Genomic DNA, 16,083 nt, shown 5'->3' with positions numbered 1-16,083 from the left:
TGCCAGAAGGCGTAGAGATGGTAATGCCAGGCGACAACGTGAACATGGTTGTAACCCTGATTCACCCAATCGCGATGGACGACGGTCTGCGTTTCGCAATCCGTGAAGGCGGCCGTACCGTTGGCGCGGGCGTTGTTGCTAAAGTTATCGCTTAATCGCGAATAATTTTTTCGACACAAAAAAGGGCACTTCGGTGCCCTTTTTTTATGCAATTTGTTTAAATCTTAATTGAAATAAAAACCATTCCCATTTAGACTCAGTGCATTGGTTAAGAAGTGAGTCTCTCTATGTATGTATGTCTGTGTAATGCGGTGACTGACAAAGCGATCCGTAATGCGGTGCGTCAGCACAATCCCCATACCATGAAGCAGCTGCGTGAACTTGTGCCGATTGGTACCGATTGTGGAAAGTGCATTCGTCAGGCAAGACAGATTATGGTGGAGGAACGCGGAACTATCATCCCAATGCATGAAGTTGCCTAACAAAGGGTAAGGTTATTTTTGACTCTTGGCTTACAGGTTCTACACTTTTAGAACTGGCCAGGAGGAATTACCTATGAAAGGCGATAAAAAGATCATTGCTCACCTCAACAAGCTGCTCGGTAACGAGCTGGTTGCCATCAATCAATATTTCCTGCACGCCCGCATGTTCAAGAATTGGGGGTTAATGCGCCTCAACGACAAGGAGTACCACGAGTCGATCGACGAAATGAAACATGCCGATCGCTACATCGAGCGTATCCTGTTCCTGGAAGGGATCCCGAACCTGCAAGATCTCGGCAAGCTGAACATCGGCGAAGACATTGAAGAGATGCTGCGTTCCGATTTGGCGCTGGAGCTGGCGGGTGCCAAAAACCTGCGCGAAGGTATCGCCTATGCCGACTCGATCCACGATTACGTCAGCCGCGATTTAATGATCGACATCCTGGCCGATGAAGAAGAGCATATCGACTGGCTGGAAACCGAGCTGGATCTGATCGCTCGCCTCGGTATTCAAAACTATGCCCAGGCCCAGGTTCTAGAGCGCAAAGAGTAAACCTGCCTTCTGTTCGTCATCGTTTCTCCTGCCGGCAACCGTTTTTACGGTGGGGCAGGGGAGCGTCCCTACCAAGCATAATTCATACCCTGTTTGCCGCCTTCATCTCGCGACTGCATCTGAGCGCGCAAAAATGACGATTTCCTGAGCATATTTCCAACTGCGGCTTGCTTCCTCGGCCATTTTGCGTATAATGCGCGGGCTTACCTAATCTTGGTAAGCCTGATTTTAGCGAATCAGTCGATTGGCAGGCCTTTTTTGCCTTTCGAACAATACTCCCGATATGGGGGTTATATGTTGACGATTACACTCCCCCATCAATCGAAATGGGTGTGAGGAGTAATTATTTACGTTTATAAATAATTGGAGCTCTGGTCTCATGCAGAACCAAAGAATCCGTATCCGCCTGAAAGCGTTTGATCATCGTCTGATCGATCAATCAACCGCGGAAATCGTCGAGACTGCAAAGCGCACTGGTGCGCAAGTCCGTGGTCCGATCCCGCTGCCAACTCGCAAAGAGCGCTTTACCGTTCTGATTTCTCCGCACGTCAACAAAGACGCGCGCGATCAGTACGAGATTCGCACTCACAAGCGTCTGGTTGACATCGTTGAGCCAACCGAGAAAACCGTTGATGCTCTGATGCGTCTGGATCTGGCTGCCGGTGTAGACGTGCAGATCAGCCTGGGTTAATCAGGTCATTGAGCGATTGAGAGGTTGAAACAATGATTGGTTTAGTCGGTAAAAAAGTGGGTATGACCCGTATCTTCACTGAAGATGGCGTTTCTATCCCAGTAACCGTAATTGAAATTGAAGCGAACCGCGTGACTCAGGTTAAAAGCCTGGACACCGACGGTTACCGTGCCGTTCAGGTTACCACCGGTAGCAAAAAAGCTAACCGTGTAACCAAGCCGGAAGCGGGCCATTTCGCTAAAGCTGGCGTTGAAGCTGGCCGTGGTCTGTGGGAATTCCGCCTGGAAGAAGGTCAAGAATTCGCTGCAGGTCAGGAAATTAGCGTAGAAATCTTCGCTGACGTTAAAAAAGTCGATGTTACCGGTACTTCTAAAGGTAAAGGTTTTGCTGGCACTGTTAAGCGCTGGAACTTCCGTACCCAAGACGCTACCCACGGTAACTCCTTGTCTCACCGCGTTCCGGGTTCTATCGGTCAGAACCAGACTCCGGGCAAAGTGTTCAAAGGCAAGAAAATGGCTGGCCACCTGGGTGATGAGCGCGTAACCGTTCAGAGCCTGGACGTAGTACGTGTTGACGCTGAGCGCAACCTGCTGCTGGTTAAGGGTGCTGTACCGGGCGCAACCGGTGGCAACCTGATCGTTAAACCAGCTGTGAAGGCGTAAGGGGATAGCAATGGAATTAGTATTGAAAGACGCGCAAAGCGCGCTGACTGTTTCCGAAACTACCTTCGGTCGTGATTTCAACGAAGCGCTGGTACACCAGGTTGTTGTTGCTTATGCAGCAGGTGCCCGTCAAGGTACCCGTGCTCAGAAGACCCGTGCTGAAGTAACTGGTTCCGGCAAAAAGCCATGGCGTCAGAAAGGCACCGGCCGTGCGCGTTCAGGTTCTGTAAAGAGCCCGATCTGGCGTTCAGGCGGCGTGACCTTTGCTGCTAAGCCACAGGACCACAGTCAGAAAGTAAACAAAAAGATGTACCGCGGCGCGCTGAAAAGCATCCTGTCCGAACTGGTACGTCAAGATCGTCTGATCGTTGTCGAGAAGTTCTCTGTAGAAGCGCCTAAAACTAAGCTGCTGGCACAGAAACTGAAAGATATGGCTCTGGAAGACGTGCTGATCGTGACCGGTGAACTGGATGAGAATCTGTTCCTGGCAGCTCGCAACCTGTACAAGGTTGACGTGCGCGATGTAGCAGGTATCGATCCGGTTAGCCTGATCGCCTTCGACAAAGTGGTTATGACTGCTGATGCTGTGAAGCAAGTTGAGGAGATGCTGGCATGATCCGTGAAGAACGTTTGCTGAAAGTGCTGCGTGCACCGCACGTATCTGAAAAAGCATCCGCTGCGATGGAAAAAAGCAACACCATCGTTCTCAAAGTTGCCAAAGACGCGACCAAAGCAGAAATTAAAGCTGCAGTGCAGAAACTGTTTGAAGTCGAAGTCGAAGACGTGAACACCCTGGTAGTTAAAGGGAAAGTGAAGCGTCACGGTCAGCGTGTTGGTCGTCGTAGCGACTGGAAAAAAGCTTACGTCACCCTGAAAGAAGGCCAGAATCTGGACTTCATCGGCGGCGCAGAGTAAGTCGGAGGAGTAAGAACAATGGCAATTGTTAAATGTAAACCTACATCTCCGGGTCGTCGCCACGTTGTTAAAGTGGTTAACCCTGAGCTGCACAAGGGTAAACCTTATGCCCCGCTGCTGGAAAAACTGAGCAAAAGCGGTGGTCGTAACAACAATGGCCGTATCACCACCCGTCATATCGGTGGTGGCCACAAGCAACATTATCGTCTGGTTGACTTCAAGCGCAACAAAGACGGTATCCCTGCTGTGGTTGAGCGTCTGGAGTACGATCCGAACCGTTCCGCGAACATCGCGCTGGTTCTGTACAAAGACGGCGAACGCCGTTACATCCTGGCGCCGAAAGGCCTGAAAGCTGGTGACCAGATTCAATCTGGCGTTGATGCTGCAATCAAAGCGGGTAACACCCTGCCGATGCGCAACATTCCAGTTGGTTCAACGGTTCACAACGTAGAAATGAAACCAGGTAAAGGCGGTCAGATGGCTCGCTCCGCTGGTGCCTACGTTCAGATCGTTGCTCGTGATGGTTCCTACGTAACTCTGCGTCTGCGCTCCGGCGAAATGCGTAAAGTTCCAGCTGATTGCCGCGCCACCCTGGGTGAAGTCGGTAACGCTGAACACATGCTTCGCGTTCTGGGTAAAGCAGGTGCTGCACGTTGGCGTGGTGTTCGTCCTACCGTTCGCGGTACGGCGATGAACCCGGTAGATCACCCGCACGGTGGTGGTGAAGGTCGTAACTTTGGTAAGCACCCGGTAACTCCGTGGGGCGTTCAGACCAAAGGTAAGAAGACCCGTAGCAACAAGCGTACTGATAAGTTCATCGTACGTCGCCGTAGCAAAAAATAATTAGAGGATAAGCCATGCCACGTTCTCTCAAGAAAGGTCCTTTTATTGACCTGCACTTGCTGAAGAAGGTAGAGAAAGCGGTGGAAAGCGGTGACAAGAAGCCTTTGCGCACTTGGTCCCGTCGTTCAACGATCTTTCCTAACATGATCGGTTTGACCATCGCTGTCCATAATGGTCGTCAGCACGTACCAGTGTTCGTTTCCGATGAAATGGTCGGTCACAAACTGGGTGAATTCGCGCCGACTCGTACTTATCGCGGCCATGCGGCTGATAAAAAAGCTAAAAAGCGCTAAGGTAGGAGGAAGAGATGGAAACTATCGCTAAACATCGCCACGCTCGTTCTTCTGCTCAGAAGGTTCGCCTTGTTGCTGACCTGATTCGCGGTAAGAAAGTGTCGCAAGCTCTGGAAACTCTGACCTACACCAACAAGAAAGCTGCTGGTCTGGTTAAGAAAGTGCTGGAGTCTGCCATTGCTAACGCAGAACACAACGATGGCGCTGACATCGATGATCTGAAAGTTACGAAAATCTTCGTAGACGAAGGCCCAAGCATGAAGCGCATTATGCCGCGTGCAAAAGGTCGTGCAGATCGCATCCTGAAGCGCACCAGCCACATTACTGTGGTTGTGTCCGATCGCTGAGACTCTGGAGACTAGCAATGGGTCAGAAAGTACATCCTAATGGTATTCGCCTGGGTATTGTCAAACCTTGGAACTCTACTTGGTATGCGAATACCAAAGAATTCGCTGACAACCTGGACAGCGACTTTAAAGTTCGTCAATTCCTGACTAAGGAACTGTCGAAAGCTTCCGTTTCTCGCATCGTTATCGAGCGTCCTGCGAAGAGCATCCGTGTGACCATTCACACTGCTCGCCCAGGCATCGTTATCGGCAAGAAAGGTGAAGACGTCGAAAAACTGCGCAAGGTCGTAGCGGACATCGCTGGCGTTCCTGCACAGATCAACATCGCCGAAGTCCGTAAACCGGAACTCGACGCTAAATTGGTTGCTGACAGCATCACTTCTCAGCTGGAACGTCGCGTGATGTTCCGTCGTGCTATGAAGCGTGCAGTACAGAACGCAATGCGTCTTGGCGCTAAAGGTATCAAAGTTGAAGTAAGCGGCCGTCTTGGCGGCGCTGAAATCGCACGTACCGAATGGTACCGCGAAGGTCGTGTTCCATTGCACACTCTGCGTGCGGACATCGACTACAACACATCTGAAGCGCACACCACTTATGGTGTAATCGGCGTTAAGGTATGGATCTTCAAAGGTGAGATCCTGGGTGGTATGGCTGCAGTTGAACAACCGGAACCGGCTGCTCAACCTAAAAAGCAGCAGCGTAAAGGCCGCAAGTAAGGAGAGTCGCTGATGTTACAACCAAAGCGTACAAAATTCCGTAAGGTGCACAAGGGCCGCAACCGTGGTCTGGCGCAAGGTACGGATGTTAGCTTCGGCACTTTCGGTCTGAAAGCTGTTGGCCGTGGCCGTCTGACTGCTCGTCAAATCGAAGCAGCTCGTCGTGCAATGACTCGTGCAGTTAAGCGTCAAGGCAAGATCTGGATCCGTGTATTCCCGGACAAACCGATCACCGAGAAGCCGCTGGAAGTGCGTATGGGTAAAGGTAAGGGTAACGTGGAGTATTGGGTTGCCCTGATCCAGCCTGGTAAGGTCCTGTACGAAATGGACGGCGTGCCAGAAGAGGTTGCCCGCGAGGCATTCAAACTGGCAGCAGCGAAACTGCCGATCAAAACCACCTTTGTAACTAAGACGGTGATGTAATGAAAGCACAAGAGCTGCGTGAAAAAAGCGTTGAAGAGCTGAATGCCGAGCTGCTCAACCTGCTGCGTGAGCAATTCAACTTGCGCATGCAGGCGGCCAGTGGCCAGCTGCAACAAACTCACCTGTTGAAACAAGTGCGTCGTGACGTCGCACGCGTTAAGACTTTACTGACTCAAAAGGCGGGTGTGTAAATGACTGAAGTTATCCGTACCCTGCAGGGTCGTGTTGTTAGCGATAAAATGGAGAAATCCATCGTTGTTGCTATCGAACGTACTGTGAAGCACCCGATCTACGGGAAATTCATCAAACGTACGACCAAGCTGCACGTACATGACGAGAACAACGAATGTGGTACCGGCGACGTGGTGGAAATCCGCGAATGCCGCCCACTGTCCAAGACCAAGTCCTGGACGCTGGTTCGCGTTGTAGAGAAAGCGATTCTGTAATAGAGTAGCTGGCTCTCACTTAATAAACGGCTCAGAAAATGAGCCGTTTATTTTTTCTACCCATACCAAGTAAGCGGTGTTATAATGCTGCGCCCTCGGTTATGGGGCTTTTCAACGGCCTAATTTTTACTTGGGTCTTTAAAGTAGTAGTTGACATTAGCGGAGCACTAAAATGATCCAAGAACAGACTATGCTGAACGTCGCCGACAACTCCGGTGCACGTCGCGTAATGTGTATCAAGGTTCTAGGTGGCTCGCACCGTCGCTACGCAGGCGTCGGCGACATCATCAAAATTACCATCAAGGAAGCAATTCCTCGCGGTAAGGTGAAGAAAGGCGATGTTCTGAAGGCGGTAGTGGTGCGCACCAAGAAGGGTGTACGTCGCCCGGACGGTTCTGTCATTCGCTTCGATGGCAATGCATGCGTTATTTTGAACAATAACAGCGAGCAGCCAATCGGTACGCGTATTTTTGGGCCGGTAACTCGTGAACTGCGTAATGAGAAGTTCATGAAAATTATCTCTCTGGCACCAGAAGTACTCTAAGGAGCGAACATGGCAGCGAAGATCCGTCGTGATGACGAAGTTATCGTGATTACCGGGAAAGACAAAGGTAAGCGCGGTAAAGTAAAAAATGTCCTGTCTGCTGGCAAGGTCATTGTTGAAGGCATCAACCTGGTTAAGAAACACCAGAAGCCGGTTCCGGCTCTGAACCAACCAGGCGGCATTGTTGAAAAAGAAGCTGCAATTCAGGTTTCTAACATTGCTATCTTCAACGCGGCTACCGGCAAGGCTGACCGTGTAGGCTTTAGATTCGAAGACGGCAAAAAAGTCCGTTTCTTCAAATCTAACAGCGAAACTATCAAGTAATTTGGAGTAATACGATGGCGAAACTGCATGATTACTACAAAGACGAGGTAGTCAAACAACTGATGTCTCAGTTTGATTACAACTCTGTCATGCAAGTCCCTCGGGTCGAGAAGATCACCCTGAACATGGGTGTTGGTGAAGCGATTGCTGACAAGAAACTGCTGGATAACGCCGCAGCGGACCTGACAGCTATCTCCGGTCAAAAACCGTTGATCACCAAAGCCCGCAAATCTGTTGCAGGCTTCAAAATCCGTCAGGGCTATCCGATCGGCTGTAAAGTAACTCTGCGTGGCGAACGCATGTGGGAGTTCCTTGAGCGCCTGATCTCCATTGCTGTTCCACGTATCCGTGACTTCCGTGGCCTGTCCGCCAAGTCATTCGATGGCCGTGGCAACTACAGCATGGGCGTGCGTGAGCAAATCATCTTCCCAGAAATCGACTACGACAAAGTCGATCGCGTTCGTGGTTTGGATATTACCATTACCACTACTGCGAAATCTGATGATGAAGGCCGCGCGCTGCTGGCTGCTTTTAACTTCCCGTTCCGCAAGTAAGGCAGGGTTACTGATGGCTAAGCAATCAATGAAAGCACGCGAAGTCAAGCGCGTGAAATTAGCTGACAAGTTCTTTGCAAAACGCGCTGAACTGAAAGCTATTATCTCTGATGTGAACGCATCCGATGAAGATCGTTGGAATGCCGTTCTCAAGCTGCAAACTCTGCCGCGTGATTCCAGCCCGTCTCGTCAGCGTAAACGCTGCCGCCAAACTGGCCGTCCACATGGTTATGTGGGCAAATTCGGGTTGAGCCGTATTAAGCTTCGTGAAGCCGCTATGCGCGGTGAAGTACCAGGCTTGAAAAAGGCTAGCTGGTAATTACCAATTGAATCACGGGAGTAAAGACAGATGAGCATGCAAGATCCGATCGCGGATATGCTGACCCGTATCCGTAACGGTCAAGCCGCGAACAAAGTTGCGGTCACCATGCCTTCCTCCAAGCTGAAAGTGGCAATTGCCAACGTGCTGAAGGAAGAAGGTTTTATTGAAGATTTCAAAATCGAAGGCGACGCCAAGCCTGTTCTGGAACTGGTACTGAAGTACTTCCAGGGCAAAGCTGTGGTAGAAAGCATTCAACGTATCAGCCGTCCAGGTCTGCGCATCTACAAGAAAAAAGATGAGCTGCCAAAAGTTATGGCCGGTTTGGGTATCGCTGTTGTTTCTACCTCTAAAGGTGTTATGACCGATCGTGCAGCTCGCCAGGCTGGTCTTGGTGGCGAGATTATCTGCTACGTAGCTTAATTCGGGAGGAAAGAATGTCTCGTGTTGCAAAAGCACCCGTCGTCATTCCTGCCGGCGTAGAGGTAAAACTCAACGGTCAGGTTATTTCGATTAAGGGTAAAAACGGCGAGTTGACTCGTACTATCCACGACGCCGTTGAAGTGAAGCAAGAAGCTAACGCACTGACTTTCGCTCCGCGCGAAGGTTTTGCTAACGCATGGGCTCAAGCGGGTACCACGCGCGCTCTGCTGAACGCAATGGTTGTTGGTGTTACCGAAGGCTTCACCAAAAAGCTTCAACTGGTAGGTGTTGGTTATCGTGCTGCCGTTAAAGGCAACGTGGTGAATTTGGCCCTGGGCTTCTCTCACCCTATCGATCACCAGCTGCCGGCAGGTATCACTGCTGAATGCCCAAGCCAAACTGAAATCGTGCTGAAAGGCGCTGATAAGCAGGTAATTGGCCAGGTAGCAGCAGATCTGCGTGCTTACCGTCGTCCTGAGCCTTACAAAGGCAAAGGTGTTCGTTACGCCGACGAAGTCGTGCGTACCAAAGAGGCTAAGAAGAAGTAAGGTAACACTATGGATAAGAAATCTGCTCGTATCCGTCGTGCGACCCGCGCACGCCGCAAGCTCCAAGAGCTGGGTGCAACCCGCCTGGTGGTACATCGTACCCCGCGTCACATTTACGCACAGGTGATTGCTCCAAACGGTTCTGAAGTACTGGTAGCCGCTTCTACTTTAGAAAAAGCTATCGCGGAGCAACTGAAGTATTCCGGTAACAAAGACGCAGCAGCAGCCGTAGGTAAAGCTCTGGCTGAGCGCGCGTTGGAAAAAGGGATTGCGAAAGTATCCTTTGACCGTTCCGGTTTCCAATATCATGGTCGAGTCCAGGCACTGGCAGATGCTGCCCGTGAAGCTGGCCTTCAGTTCTAAGGAAGAGGTTTAAGATGGCTCACATCGAAAAACAAGCTGGCGAACTGCAGGAAAAGCTGATCGCGGTAAACCGCGTATCTAAAACCGTAAAAGGTGGCCGTATTTTCAGCTTTACCGCACTGACTGTAGTTGGTGATGGTAACGGTCGCGTTGGTTTTGGCTACGGCAAAGCACGCGAAGTTCCAGCAGCGATCCAGAAAGCGATGGAAAAAGCCCGTCGCAACATGATGAACGTCGCGCTGAACAGCGGCACCCTGCAGCACCCTGTTAAGGGCGCTCACACGGGTTCTCGCGTGTTCATGCAGCCTGCTCATGAAGGTACCGGTATCATCGCGGGCGGTGCAATGCGCGCCGTTCTCGAAGTTGCTGGGGTGCACAACGTATTGGCTAAAGCTTATGGTTCCACCAACCCGATCAACGTGGTTCGTGCAACTATCGACGCTCTGGCGAATATGAAGTCTCCTGAAATGGTCGCTGCTAAGCGTGGTAAATCCGTTGCCGACATTCTGGGGTAATTGACCATGGCTAAGACTATTAAAGTTACACAAACTCGCAGCTCAATTGGCCGTCTGCCGAAGCATAAAGCTACTCTGCTCGGTCTGGGTCTGCGTCGTATTGGTCACACCGTAGAGCGCGAGGATACTCCTGCTGTTCGCGGTATGGTCAACCTGGTTTCCTACATGGTTAAAGTTGAGGAGTAACAGATGCGTTTAAATACTCTGTCTCCGGCTGAAGGTGCCAAGCATGCGCCTAAGCGTGTAGGTCGTGGTATTGGTTCTGGCCTGGGTAAAACCGGCGGCCGTGGTCACAAAGGTCAGAAGTCTCGTTCTGGCGGTGGCGTACGTCGTGGTTTCGAAGGTGGTCAGATGCCTCTGTACCGTCGTCTGCCGAAATTCGGCTTCACTTCACGCAAAGCGATGATCACGGCAGAAGTTCGTCTGTCTGAACTGGCTCTGGTTGAAGGCGATGTTATCGACCTGAACGCGCTGAAAGCCGCTAACGTAGTTGGTGTCCAGATCGAATTCGCGAAAGTTGTACTTTCTGGCGAAGTCGCTCGTCCGGTAACCCTGCGTGGTCTGCGTGTCACCAAAGGCGCTCGTGCTGCTATCGAGGCTGCTGGCGGTAAAATTGAGGAATAAGTAGCAGATGGCTAAGCAACCAGGATTAGATTTTCAAAGTGCTAAAGGCGGGCTCGGCGAGCTGAAGCGCAGACTTTTGTTTGTCATCGGCGCGCTGATTGTCTTCCGCATCGGCTCTTTCATTCCGATTCCTGGTATCGATGCCACTGTGCTTGCCAAATTGCTTGAGCAGCAGAGAGGCACTATCATTGAAATGTTTAACATGTTCTCTGGTGGTGCCCTCAGCCGTGCTTCTATCTTTGCTCTGGGGATCATGCCGTATATCTCGGCGTCGATCATTATCCAGCTGCTGACGGTGGTTCATCCAGCGTTGGCGGAAATCAAGAAAGAAGGGGAGGCTGGCCGTCGCAAGATTAGCCAGTACACCCGTTACGGTACGCTGGTATTGGCCATATTCCAGTCGATCGGTATTGCTACCGGTCTGCCGAATATGCCTGGTATGCAGGGCCTGGTGTTAAATCCAGGCTTTGCATTCTACTTTACTGCGGTTGTGAGCCTGGTAACCGGGACAATGTTCCTGATGTGGCTGGGTGAGCAGATTACTGAACGCGGTATCGGCAACGGTATCTCGATCATTATCTTCGCGGGTATTGTAGCGGGGCTCCCGCCGGCAGTGGCCCATACTATCGAGCAAGCGCGGCAAGGCGACCTGCACTTCCTCCTGCTGCTGTTGGTTGCAGTATTGGTGTTTGCAGTAACCTTCTTCGTTGTTTTCATCGAGCGTGGTCAACGTCGTATCGTCGTTAACTATGCGAAGCGTCAACAAGGTCGTCGTGTTTATGCAGCACAGAGCACACATTTACCGTTGAAAGTGAACATGGCGGGTGTTATCCCGGCGATTTTCGCTTCCAGCATTATTCTGTTCCCGGCCACGATTGCATCATGGTTTGGGGGCGGTACCGGTTGGAACTGGCTGACTACGATTTCGCTGTATTTGCAGCCAGGGCAACCGCTTTATGTGTTACTCTATGCGTCTGCAATCATCTTCTTCTGTTTCTTCTACACGGCGTTGGTCTTCAACCCGCGTGAGACAGCAGATAACCTGAAGAAGTCCGGTGCCTTCGTACCAGGAATTCGTCCGGGAGAGCAAACGGCGAAGTATATCGATAAAGTAATGACGCGTTTAACCCTGGTGGGCGCGATGTACATTACTTTCATCTGCCTGATCCCGGAGTTCATGCGTGATGCAATGAAAGTACCATTCTACTTTGGTGGTACCTCGCTACTGATCGTGGTTGTCGTCATCATGGACTTTATGGCTCAAGTGCAAACTCTGATGATGTCAAGTCAGTACGAGTCTGCATTGAAGAAAGCAAATCTGAAAGGCTATAACCGCTAGTCAGATTCGTTTGAGAAGTTACGGAGAGTAAAAATGAAAGTTCGTGCTTCCGTCAAGAAATTATGTCGTAACTGCAAAATCGTTAAGCGTAACGGTGTCGTTCGTGTGATTTGCAGCGCCGAGCCGAAGCATAAACAGCGTCAAGGCTGATTATCTCGCATATTTTTCTTGCAAAGTTGGGTTGAGCTGGCTAGATTAGCCAGCCAATCTTTTGTATGTCGCACTGCAACACTATTTGAGTATCCTGAAAACGGGCTTTTCAGAATGGTGTTGCTGTATAAAATAGTAGGAGTGCATAGTGGCCCGTATAGCAGGCATTAACATTCCTGATCATAAACATACCGTTATCGCCTTAACGTCGATCTTCGGTATCGGTAAAACCCGTTCACAGGCTATCTGTGCATCCACGGGTATTGCTGAAAATGTTAAGATCAGTGAGCTGTCTGAAGAGCAAATCGAAAAGCTTCGTGATGCAGTTGCCAAATACACCGTTGAGGGTGATTTGCGTCGTGAAATTACCCTGAGCATCAAGCGTCTTATGGACCTTGGTTGCTATCGTGGTTTGCGTCATCGTCGTGGTCTGCCGGTACGCGGTCAGCGCACCAAGACCAACGCTCGTACCCGTAAGGGTCCGCGCAAGCCGATCAAGAAATAATCGGGGTTATTGAATAATGGCAAAGGCACCTGTTCGTACACGTAAGCGTGTAAGAAAGCAAGTCTCTGACGGCGTGGCTCATATCCATGCTTCTTTCAACAACACCATCGTTACCATCACTGATCGTCAGGGTAATGCTTTGGGTTGGGCAACAGCCGGTGGTTCCGGTTTCCGTGGTTCTCGTAAGTCCACTCCGTTCGCAGCACAGGTTGCAGCAGAACGTTGTGCTGACGCAGTAAAAGAATACGGTATCAAGAACCTGGAAGTTATGGTTAAAGGACCTGGTCCTGGTCGTGAGTCTACTATCCGCGCTCTGAACGCGGCTGGTTTCCGCATCACTAACATTACTGATGTGACTCCGATCCCTCATAACGGTTGTCGTCCGCCGAAAAAGCGCCGCGTGTAACGCAGCTTTTAGGATTGTTGGAGAAAGAAAATGGCAAGATATTTGGGTCCTAAGCTCAAGCTGAGCCGTCGTGAGGGCACAGACCTGTTCCTTAAGTCTGGCGTTCGCGCGATCGATTCCAAGTGTAAAATTGAACAAGCACCTGGTCAGCACGGTGCGCGTAAACCGCGTCTGTCTGATTACGGTGTTCAGTTGCGTGAGAAGCAGAAAGTTCGCCGTATGTACGGCATTCTGGAGCGTCAATTCCGTAACTATTACAAAGAAGCAACCCGCCTGAAGGGCAACACCGGTGAAAACCTGTTGCAGCTGCTGGAAGGTCGTCTGGACAACGTTGTTTACCGTATGGGCTTCGGCGCTACTCGTGCAGAGTCACGTCAGCTGGTTAGCCACAAAGCAGTTATGGTAAACGGTCGCGTTGTTAACATCGCTTCTTATCAGGTATCTCCGAATGACGTAGTCAGCATCCGCGAGAAAGCTAAAAAGCAGTCTCGTGTTAAAGCTTCTCTGGAGCTGGCTGAGCAGCGTGAAAAGCCGACTTGGCTGGAAGTTGATGCTGCTAAGATGGAAGGCGTGTTCAAGCGTATGCCTGAACGTACCGATCTGTCTGCGGACATTAACGAACACCTGATCGTCGAGCTTTACTCCAAGTAAAGCTTAGTACCAAAGAGAGGACACAATGCAGGGTTCTGTGACAGAGTTTCTAAAACCGCGCCTGGTAGATATCGAGCAAGTCAGTTCGACGCACGCCAAGGTGACCCTTGAGCCTTTAGAGCGTGGCTTTGGCCATACTCTTGGCAACGCACTGCGCCGTATTCTGCTTTCATCTATGCCGGGTTGCGCGGTGACCGAGGTTGAGATTGATGGTGTACTGCATGAGTACAGCACCAAAGAAGGCGTACAGGAAGATATCCTGGAGATCCTGCTCAACCTGAAAGGGCTGGCGGTGAGAGTTCAAGGCAAAGACGAAGTTATTCTTACCCTGAATAAATCTGGCATTGGCCCTGTGACCGCTGCCGACATCACCCATGATGGTGATGTCGAAATCGTCAAGCCTCAGCACGTGATCTGCCACCTGACTGATGAGAACGCGGCTATCAGCATGCGTATCAAAGTTCAGCGCGGTCGCGGTTATGTGCCGGCTTCTGCCCGAATTCATTCGGAAGAAGATGAGCGCCCAATCGGTCGTCTGTTGGTTGACGCCTGCTACAGCCCTGTAGAGCGTATCGCCTACAATGTTGAAGCTGCGCGTGTAGAACAGCGTACTGACTTGGATAAGCTGGTCATCGAGATGGAGACCAATGGCACGATCGATCCTGAAGAGGCGATCCGCCGTGCGGCCACCATTCTGGCTGAACAACTTGAAGCTTTCGTTGACCTGCGTGATGTACGTCAGCCGGAAGTTAAAGAAGAGAAACCGGAATTCGATCCGATCTTGCTGCGCCCTGTTGACGATCTGGAATTGACTGTCCGCTCTGCTAACTGCCTCAAGGCAGAAGCTATCCACTACATCGGTGATCTGGTACAGCGTACCGAGGTTGAGTTGCTGAAAACGCCAAACCTGGGTAAAAAATCTCTTACCGAGATTAAAGACGTGCTGGCCTCACGTGGTCTGTCTCTGGGCATGCGCCTGGAAAACTGGCCGCCGGCAAGCATTGCTGACGAGTAACCGGATCACAGGTTAAGGTTTTACTGAGAAGGATAAGGTCATGCGCCATCGTAAGAGTGGTCGTCAACTGAACCGTAACAGCAGCCATCGCCAGGCTATGTTCCGTAACATGGCCGGCTCTTTGGTTCGTCATGAGATCATCAAGACGACCCTGCCAAAAGCAAAAGAGCTGCGTCGCGTTGTTGAGCCGCTGATTACTCTTGCCAAGACCGACAGCGTAGCTAATCGTCGTCTGGCATTCGCCCGTACTCGTGATAACGAGATCGTGGCAAAACTGTTTAACGAGCTGGGCCCGCGTTTCGCGAGCCGTGCCGGTGGTTACACTCGCATTCTGAAGTGTGGCTTCCGCGCAGGCGACAACGCGCCGATGGCATACATCGAGCTGGTTGATCGTGCTGAGTCTCAAGCAGAAGTAGCAACTGCAGAGTAATCTGTAGACGCGTAAAAAAACCGGGCTTGCCCGGTTTTTTTACGTCCAAACCCAGCCAAATGTGCGTAATTCCCCCGCTGCGCTTAAGATCCCCGCCCCTATCCGCTATGCTAAGGCTTCATCATTAGGCTAACCGAGGCTGTCTTTCATGGGGCTGCTCGATCAATGGGCGGAACGCCATATCCTTGATGCCCAGGATAAAGGCGAGTTCGACAATCTGCCCGGCCAGGGTCAACCGTTGGCGCTGGAAGATGACAGCGCGGTGCCGGCTGAACTGCGCGCCGGTTACCGTTTGCTGAAAAATGCCGGTTACCTGCCGCCGGCGCTGGAAGATCGCAAAGAGGCGTTGACCGTTGCTCGTTTGCTACAAGGGATTAACAGTGAGCATCAGGACTATGTCGAACTCAGCAAACGCATGGCGCTGCTGGAGCATCGGTTGCGTCAGGCTGGGATGAGTACGGCTTTCTTACATGGTGAATATCAGCGTGCATTGGACGGCAAATTCACCCGGGAGGAGAAGTAATGTTCAAGATAGGTCAGTTGGCCAAGCTTGCCGAAGTGACGCCGGATACCGTGCGTTACTATGAAAAGCAGGGCATGATGGATCACAATGTCCGCACCGAAGGTGGTTATCGGCTCTACACCGAGCAGGATCTGCAGCGGCTGCGCTTCATTCGCTATGCCAAGCAGCTGGGATTTACTCTGGAAACGATCGCTGAGCTGCTGTCGATCCGCGTCGATCCTGAACATCATACCTGCCAGGAGTCGAAGTCGATCGTCGATGCGCGCCTGAGCGAAGTGGAAAGTAAGTTGGCGGAGCTGACTCGCATGCGCGAATCGCTGAAGCGGCTGAGTGATGCCTGCTGTGGCACTGCCCATACCAGCAATTATTGTTCTATTCTGGAAGCCTTGGAACAGGGCGCCAGCGATGAAAAAGGCAAAAAAGGTTGCTGACGGCACTTTAATTTTTATACCGCCGGCAGTATTATCGCCCCGTTTTAT

Annotated in this window: 32 protein-coding genes and 1 pseudogene; all 33 read left to right on the top strand. The window is 51.2% G+C overall.

Annotation, left to right across the window (positions count from 1 at the left end):
- Positions 1 to 155, top strand: a pseudogene (tuf, locus tag ACSBQQ_RS24590) (elongation factor Tu); the annotation flags it as partial.
- 132 nt (positions 156 to 287) lie between these two features.
- On the top strand, positions 288 to 482 hold the full coding sequence (bfd, locus tag ACSBQQ_RS24585) for a bacterioferritin-associated ferredoxin (protein ID WP_015379266.1): 195 nt from the start codon (positions 288 to 290) through the stop codon (positions 480 to 482).
- A gap of 73 nt (positions 483 to 555) precedes the next feature.
- The gene (gene bfr, locus ACSBQQ_RS24580) at positions 556 to 1,035 is read left to right on the top strand and encodes a bacterioferritin (RefSeq protein ID WP_033636255.1); all 480 of its coding nucleotides are present in this window, start codon (positions 556 to 558) and stop codon (positions 1,033 to 1,035) included.
- Between the two features lie 379 nt (positions 1,036 to 1,414).
- Positions 1,415 to 1,726 (top strand): 30S ribosomal protein S10, encoded by a 312-nt coding sequence (gene rpsJ, locus ACSBQQ_RS24575; protein ID WP_001181005.1) that lies wholly within the window; start codon positions 1,415 to 1,417, stop codon positions 1,724 to 1,726.
- A 32-nt stretch (positions 1,727 to 1,758) separates the two neighbouring features.
- Entirely contained in the window at positions 1,759 to 2,388 is a 630-nt protein-coding gene (rplC, locus tag ACSBQQ_RS24570; RefSeq protein ID WP_015379265.1) for a 50S ribosomal protein L3, read from the top strand.
- Positions 2,389 to 2,398: 10 nt separating this feature from the next.
- Positions 2,399 to 3,004, top strand: a complete 606-nt coding sequence (gene rplD, locus ACSBQQ_RS24565) for a 50S ribosomal protein L4 (RefSeq protein ID WP_004929779.1) — start codon at positions 2,399 to 2,401, stop codon at positions 3,002 to 3,004.
- The gene (rplW, locus tag ACSBQQ_RS24560) at positions 3,001 to 3,303 is read left to right on the top strand and encodes a 50S ribosomal protein L23 (protein ID WP_004951179.1); all 303 of its coding nucleotides are present in this window, start codon (positions 3,001 to 3,003) and stop codon (positions 3,301 to 3,303) included. The genes rplD and rplW overlap by 4 nt, the downstream gene beginning before the upstream one ends.
- 18 nt (positions 3,304 to 3,321) lie before the next feature.
- The gene (rplB, locus tag ACSBQQ_RS24555; RefSeq protein ID WP_004929775.1) at positions 3,322 to 4,146 is read left to right on the top strand and encodes a 50S ribosomal protein L2; all 825 of its coding nucleotides are present in this window, start codon (positions 3,322 to 3,324) and stop codon (positions 4,144 to 4,146) included.
- Positions 4,147 to 4,160: 14 nt separating this feature from the next.
- Positions 4,161 to 4,439, top strand: a complete 279-nt coding sequence (gene rpsS / locus ACSBQQ_RS24550; RefSeq protein WP_004929772.1) for a 30S ribosomal protein S19 — start codon at positions 4,161 to 4,163, stop codon at positions 4,437 to 4,439.
- A 14-nt stretch (positions 4,440 to 4,453) separates the two neighbouring features.
- Positions 4,454 to 4,786, top strand: a complete 333-nt coding sequence (gene rplV / locus ACSBQQ_RS24545) for a 50S ribosomal protein L22 (RefSeq protein ID WP_002223844.1) — start codon at positions 4,454 to 4,456, stop codon at positions 4,784 to 4,786.
- Positions 4,787 to 4,803: 17 nt separating this feature from the next.
- Positions 4,804 to 5,502 carry a 30S ribosomal protein S3 gene (rpsC, locus tag ACSBQQ_RS24540; RefSeq protein ID WP_004929766.1) on the top strand — a complete coding sequence of 233 codons (699 nt, stop codon included), beginning with the start codon at positions 4,804 to 4,806 and terminating at the stop codon, positions 5,500 to 5,502.
- 12 nt (positions 5,503 to 5,514) lie between these two features.
- Entirely contained in the window at positions 5,515 to 5,925 is a 411-nt protein-coding gene (gene rplP, locus ACSBQQ_RS24535) for a 50S ribosomal protein L16 (protein ID WP_004929764.1), read from the top strand.
- Positions 5,925 to 6,116 carry a 50S ribosomal protein L29 gene (gene rpmC, locus ACSBQQ_RS24530; RefSeq protein ID WP_004929762.1) on the top strand — a complete coding sequence of 64 codons (192 nt, stop codon included), beginning with the start codon at positions 5,925 to 5,927 and terminating at the stop codon, positions 6,114 to 6,116. Before rplP ends, rpmC begins: the two co-directional genes overlap by 1 nt.
- Entirely contained in the window at positions 6,117 to 6,371 is a 255-nt protein-coding gene (gene rpsQ, locus ACSBQQ_RS24525; RefSeq protein ID WP_004929760.1) for a 30S ribosomal protein S17, read from the top strand.
- Between the two features lie 172 nt (positions 6,372 to 6,543).
- A complete protein-coding gene (gene rplN, locus ACSBQQ_RS24520) occupies positions 6,544 to 6,915 on the top strand; it encodes a 50S ribosomal protein L14 (protein WP_000613954.1) in 372 nt (123 codons plus the stop codon).
- Between the two features lie 9 nt (positions 6,916 to 6,924).
- Positions 6,925 to 7,239 carry a 50S ribosomal protein L24 gene (gene rplX, locus ACSBQQ_RS24515; RefSeq protein ID WP_004929758.1) on the top strand — a complete coding sequence of 105 codons (315 nt, stop codon included), beginning with the start codon at positions 6,925 to 6,927 and terminating at the stop codon, positions 7,237 to 7,239.
- A 14-nt stretch (positions 7,240 to 7,253) separates the two neighbouring features.
- Positions 7,254 to 7,793, top strand: coding sequence for a 50S ribosomal protein L5 (gene rplE / locus ACSBQQ_RS24510; protein ID WP_033636253.1), 540 nt, complete (start codon positions 7,254 to 7,256; stop codon positions 7,791 to 7,793).
- Between the two features lie 13 nt (positions 7,794 to 7,806).
- On the top strand, positions 7,807 to 8,112 hold the full coding sequence (gene rpsN, locus ACSBQQ_RS24505) for a 30S ribosomal protein S14 (RefSeq protein WP_004929754.1): 306 nt from the start codon (positions 7,807 to 7,809) through the stop codon (positions 8,110 to 8,112).
- 30 nt (positions 8,113 to 8,142) lie between these two features.
- On the top strand, positions 8,143 to 8,535 hold the full coding sequence (gene rpsH, locus ACSBQQ_RS24500) for a 30S ribosomal protein S8 (RefSeq protein ID WP_004929753.1): 393 nt from the start codon (positions 8,143 to 8,145) through the stop codon (positions 8,533 to 8,535).
- A gap of 14 nt (positions 8,536 to 8,549) precedes the next feature.
- Entirely contained in the window at positions 8,550 to 9,083 is a 534-nt protein-coding gene (gene rplF, locus ACSBQQ_RS24495) for a 50S ribosomal protein L6 (RefSeq protein ID WP_004929751.1), read from the top strand.
- 9 nt (positions 9,084 to 9,092) lie between these two features.
- Positions 9,093 to 9,446 carry a 50S ribosomal protein L18 gene (gene rplR, locus ACSBQQ_RS24490; protein WP_004929748.1) on the top strand — a complete coding sequence of 118 codons (354 nt, stop codon included), beginning with the start codon at positions 9,093 to 9,095 and terminating at the stop codon, positions 9,444 to 9,446.
- Between the two features lie 14 nt (positions 9,447 to 9,460).
- Positions 9,461 to 9,961: a 30S ribosomal protein S5 gene (gene rpsE / locus ACSBQQ_RS24485; RefSeq protein ID WP_004929747.1), complete on the top strand. Its 501-nt coding sequence runs from the start codon at positions 9,461 to 9,463 to the stop codon at positions 9,959 to 9,961.
- Positions 9,962 to 9,967: 6 nt separating this feature from the next.
- A complete protein-coding gene (rpmD, locus tag ACSBQQ_RS24480) occupies positions 9,968 to 10,147 on the top strand; it encodes a 50S ribosomal protein L30 (protein WP_048232028.1) in 180 nt (59 codons plus the stop codon).
- 3 nt (positions 10,148 to 10,150) lie between these two features.
- The gene (rplO, locus tag ACSBQQ_RS24475) at positions 10,151 to 10,585 is read left to right on the top strand and encodes a 50S ribosomal protein L15 (protein ID WP_004929742.1); all 435 of its coding nucleotides are present in this window, start codon (positions 10,151 to 10,153) and stop codon (positions 10,583 to 10,585) included.
- Positions 10,586 to 10,592: 7 nt separating this feature from the next.
- Positions 10,593 to 11,924, top strand: a complete 1,332-nt coding sequence (gene secY, locus ACSBQQ_RS24470; protein WP_004929740.1) for a preprotein translocase subunit SecY — start codon at positions 10,593 to 10,595, stop codon at positions 11,922 to 11,924.
- A 33-nt stretch (positions 11,925 to 11,957) separates the two neighbouring features.
- Positions 11,958 to 12,074 carry a 50S ribosomal protein L36 gene (gene rpmJ / locus ACSBQQ_RS24465; RefSeq protein ID WP_002227352.1) on the top strand — a complete coding sequence of 39 codons (117 nt, stop codon included), beginning with the start codon at positions 11,958 to 11,960 and terminating at the stop codon, positions 12,072 to 12,074.
- A 148-nt stretch (positions 12,075 to 12,222) separates the two neighbouring features.
- Positions 12,223 to 12,579, top strand: coding sequence for a 30S ribosomal protein S13 (rpsM, locus tag ACSBQQ_RS24460; protein ID WP_004929734.1), 357 nt, complete (start codon positions 12,223 to 12,225; stop codon positions 12,577 to 12,579).
- Positions 12,580 to 12,595: 16 nt separating this feature from the next.
- Positions 12,596 to 12,985, top strand: coding sequence for a 30S ribosomal protein S11 (gene rpsK, locus ACSBQQ_RS24455; RefSeq protein WP_004929731.1), 390 nt, complete (start codon positions 12,596 to 12,598; stop codon positions 12,983 to 12,985).
- Between the two features lie 30 nt (positions 12,986 to 13,015).
- Complete coding sequence (gene rpsD, locus ACSBQQ_RS24450) at positions 13,016 to 13,636, top strand: 30S ribosomal protein S4 (protein ID WP_004929729.1); 621 nt, start codon at positions 13,016 to 13,018, stop codon at positions 13,634 to 13,636.
- Between the two features lie 25 nt (positions 13,637 to 13,661).
- Entirely contained in the window at positions 13,662 to 14,651 is a 990-nt protein-coding gene (locus ACSBQQ_RS24445) for a DNA-directed RNA polymerase subunit alpha (RefSeq protein WP_002919219.1), read from the top strand.
- A gap of 40 nt (positions 14,652 to 14,691) precedes the next feature.
- Positions 14,692 to 15,081, top strand: a complete 390-nt coding sequence (gene rplQ / locus ACSBQQ_RS24440) for a 50S ribosomal protein L17 (protein WP_004929726.1) — start codon at positions 14,692 to 14,694, stop codon at positions 15,079 to 15,081.
- Between the two features lie 148 nt (positions 15,082 to 15,229).
- On the top strand, positions 15,230 to 15,604 hold the full coding sequence (locus ACSBQQ_RS24435) for a DUF1992 domain-containing protein (protein WP_060429435.1): 375 nt from the start codon (positions 15,230 to 15,232) through the stop codon (positions 15,602 to 15,604).
- Positions 15,604 to 16,035: a Zn(2+)-responsive transcriptional regulator gene (gene zntR, locus ACSBQQ_RS24430; protein ID WP_033636251.1), complete on the top strand. Its 432-nt coding sequence runs from the start codon at positions 15,604 to 15,606 to the stop codon at positions 16,033 to 16,035. Before ACSBQQ_RS24435 ends, zntR begins: the two co-directional genes overlap by 1 nt.
- Positions 16,036 to 16,083 lie beyond the last annotated feature (48 nt).

Source organism: Serratia sp. G204Y, from assembly GCF_051172435.1.
Taxonomy (GTDB): domain Bacteria; phylum Pseudomonadota; class Gammaproteobacteria; order Enterobacterales; family Enterobacteriaceae; genus Serratia; species Serratia sarumanii.
The sequence above is the reverse complement of the archived record's forward strand: the minus strand, read 5'-3'. Positions and strand labels throughout refer to the sequence as shown.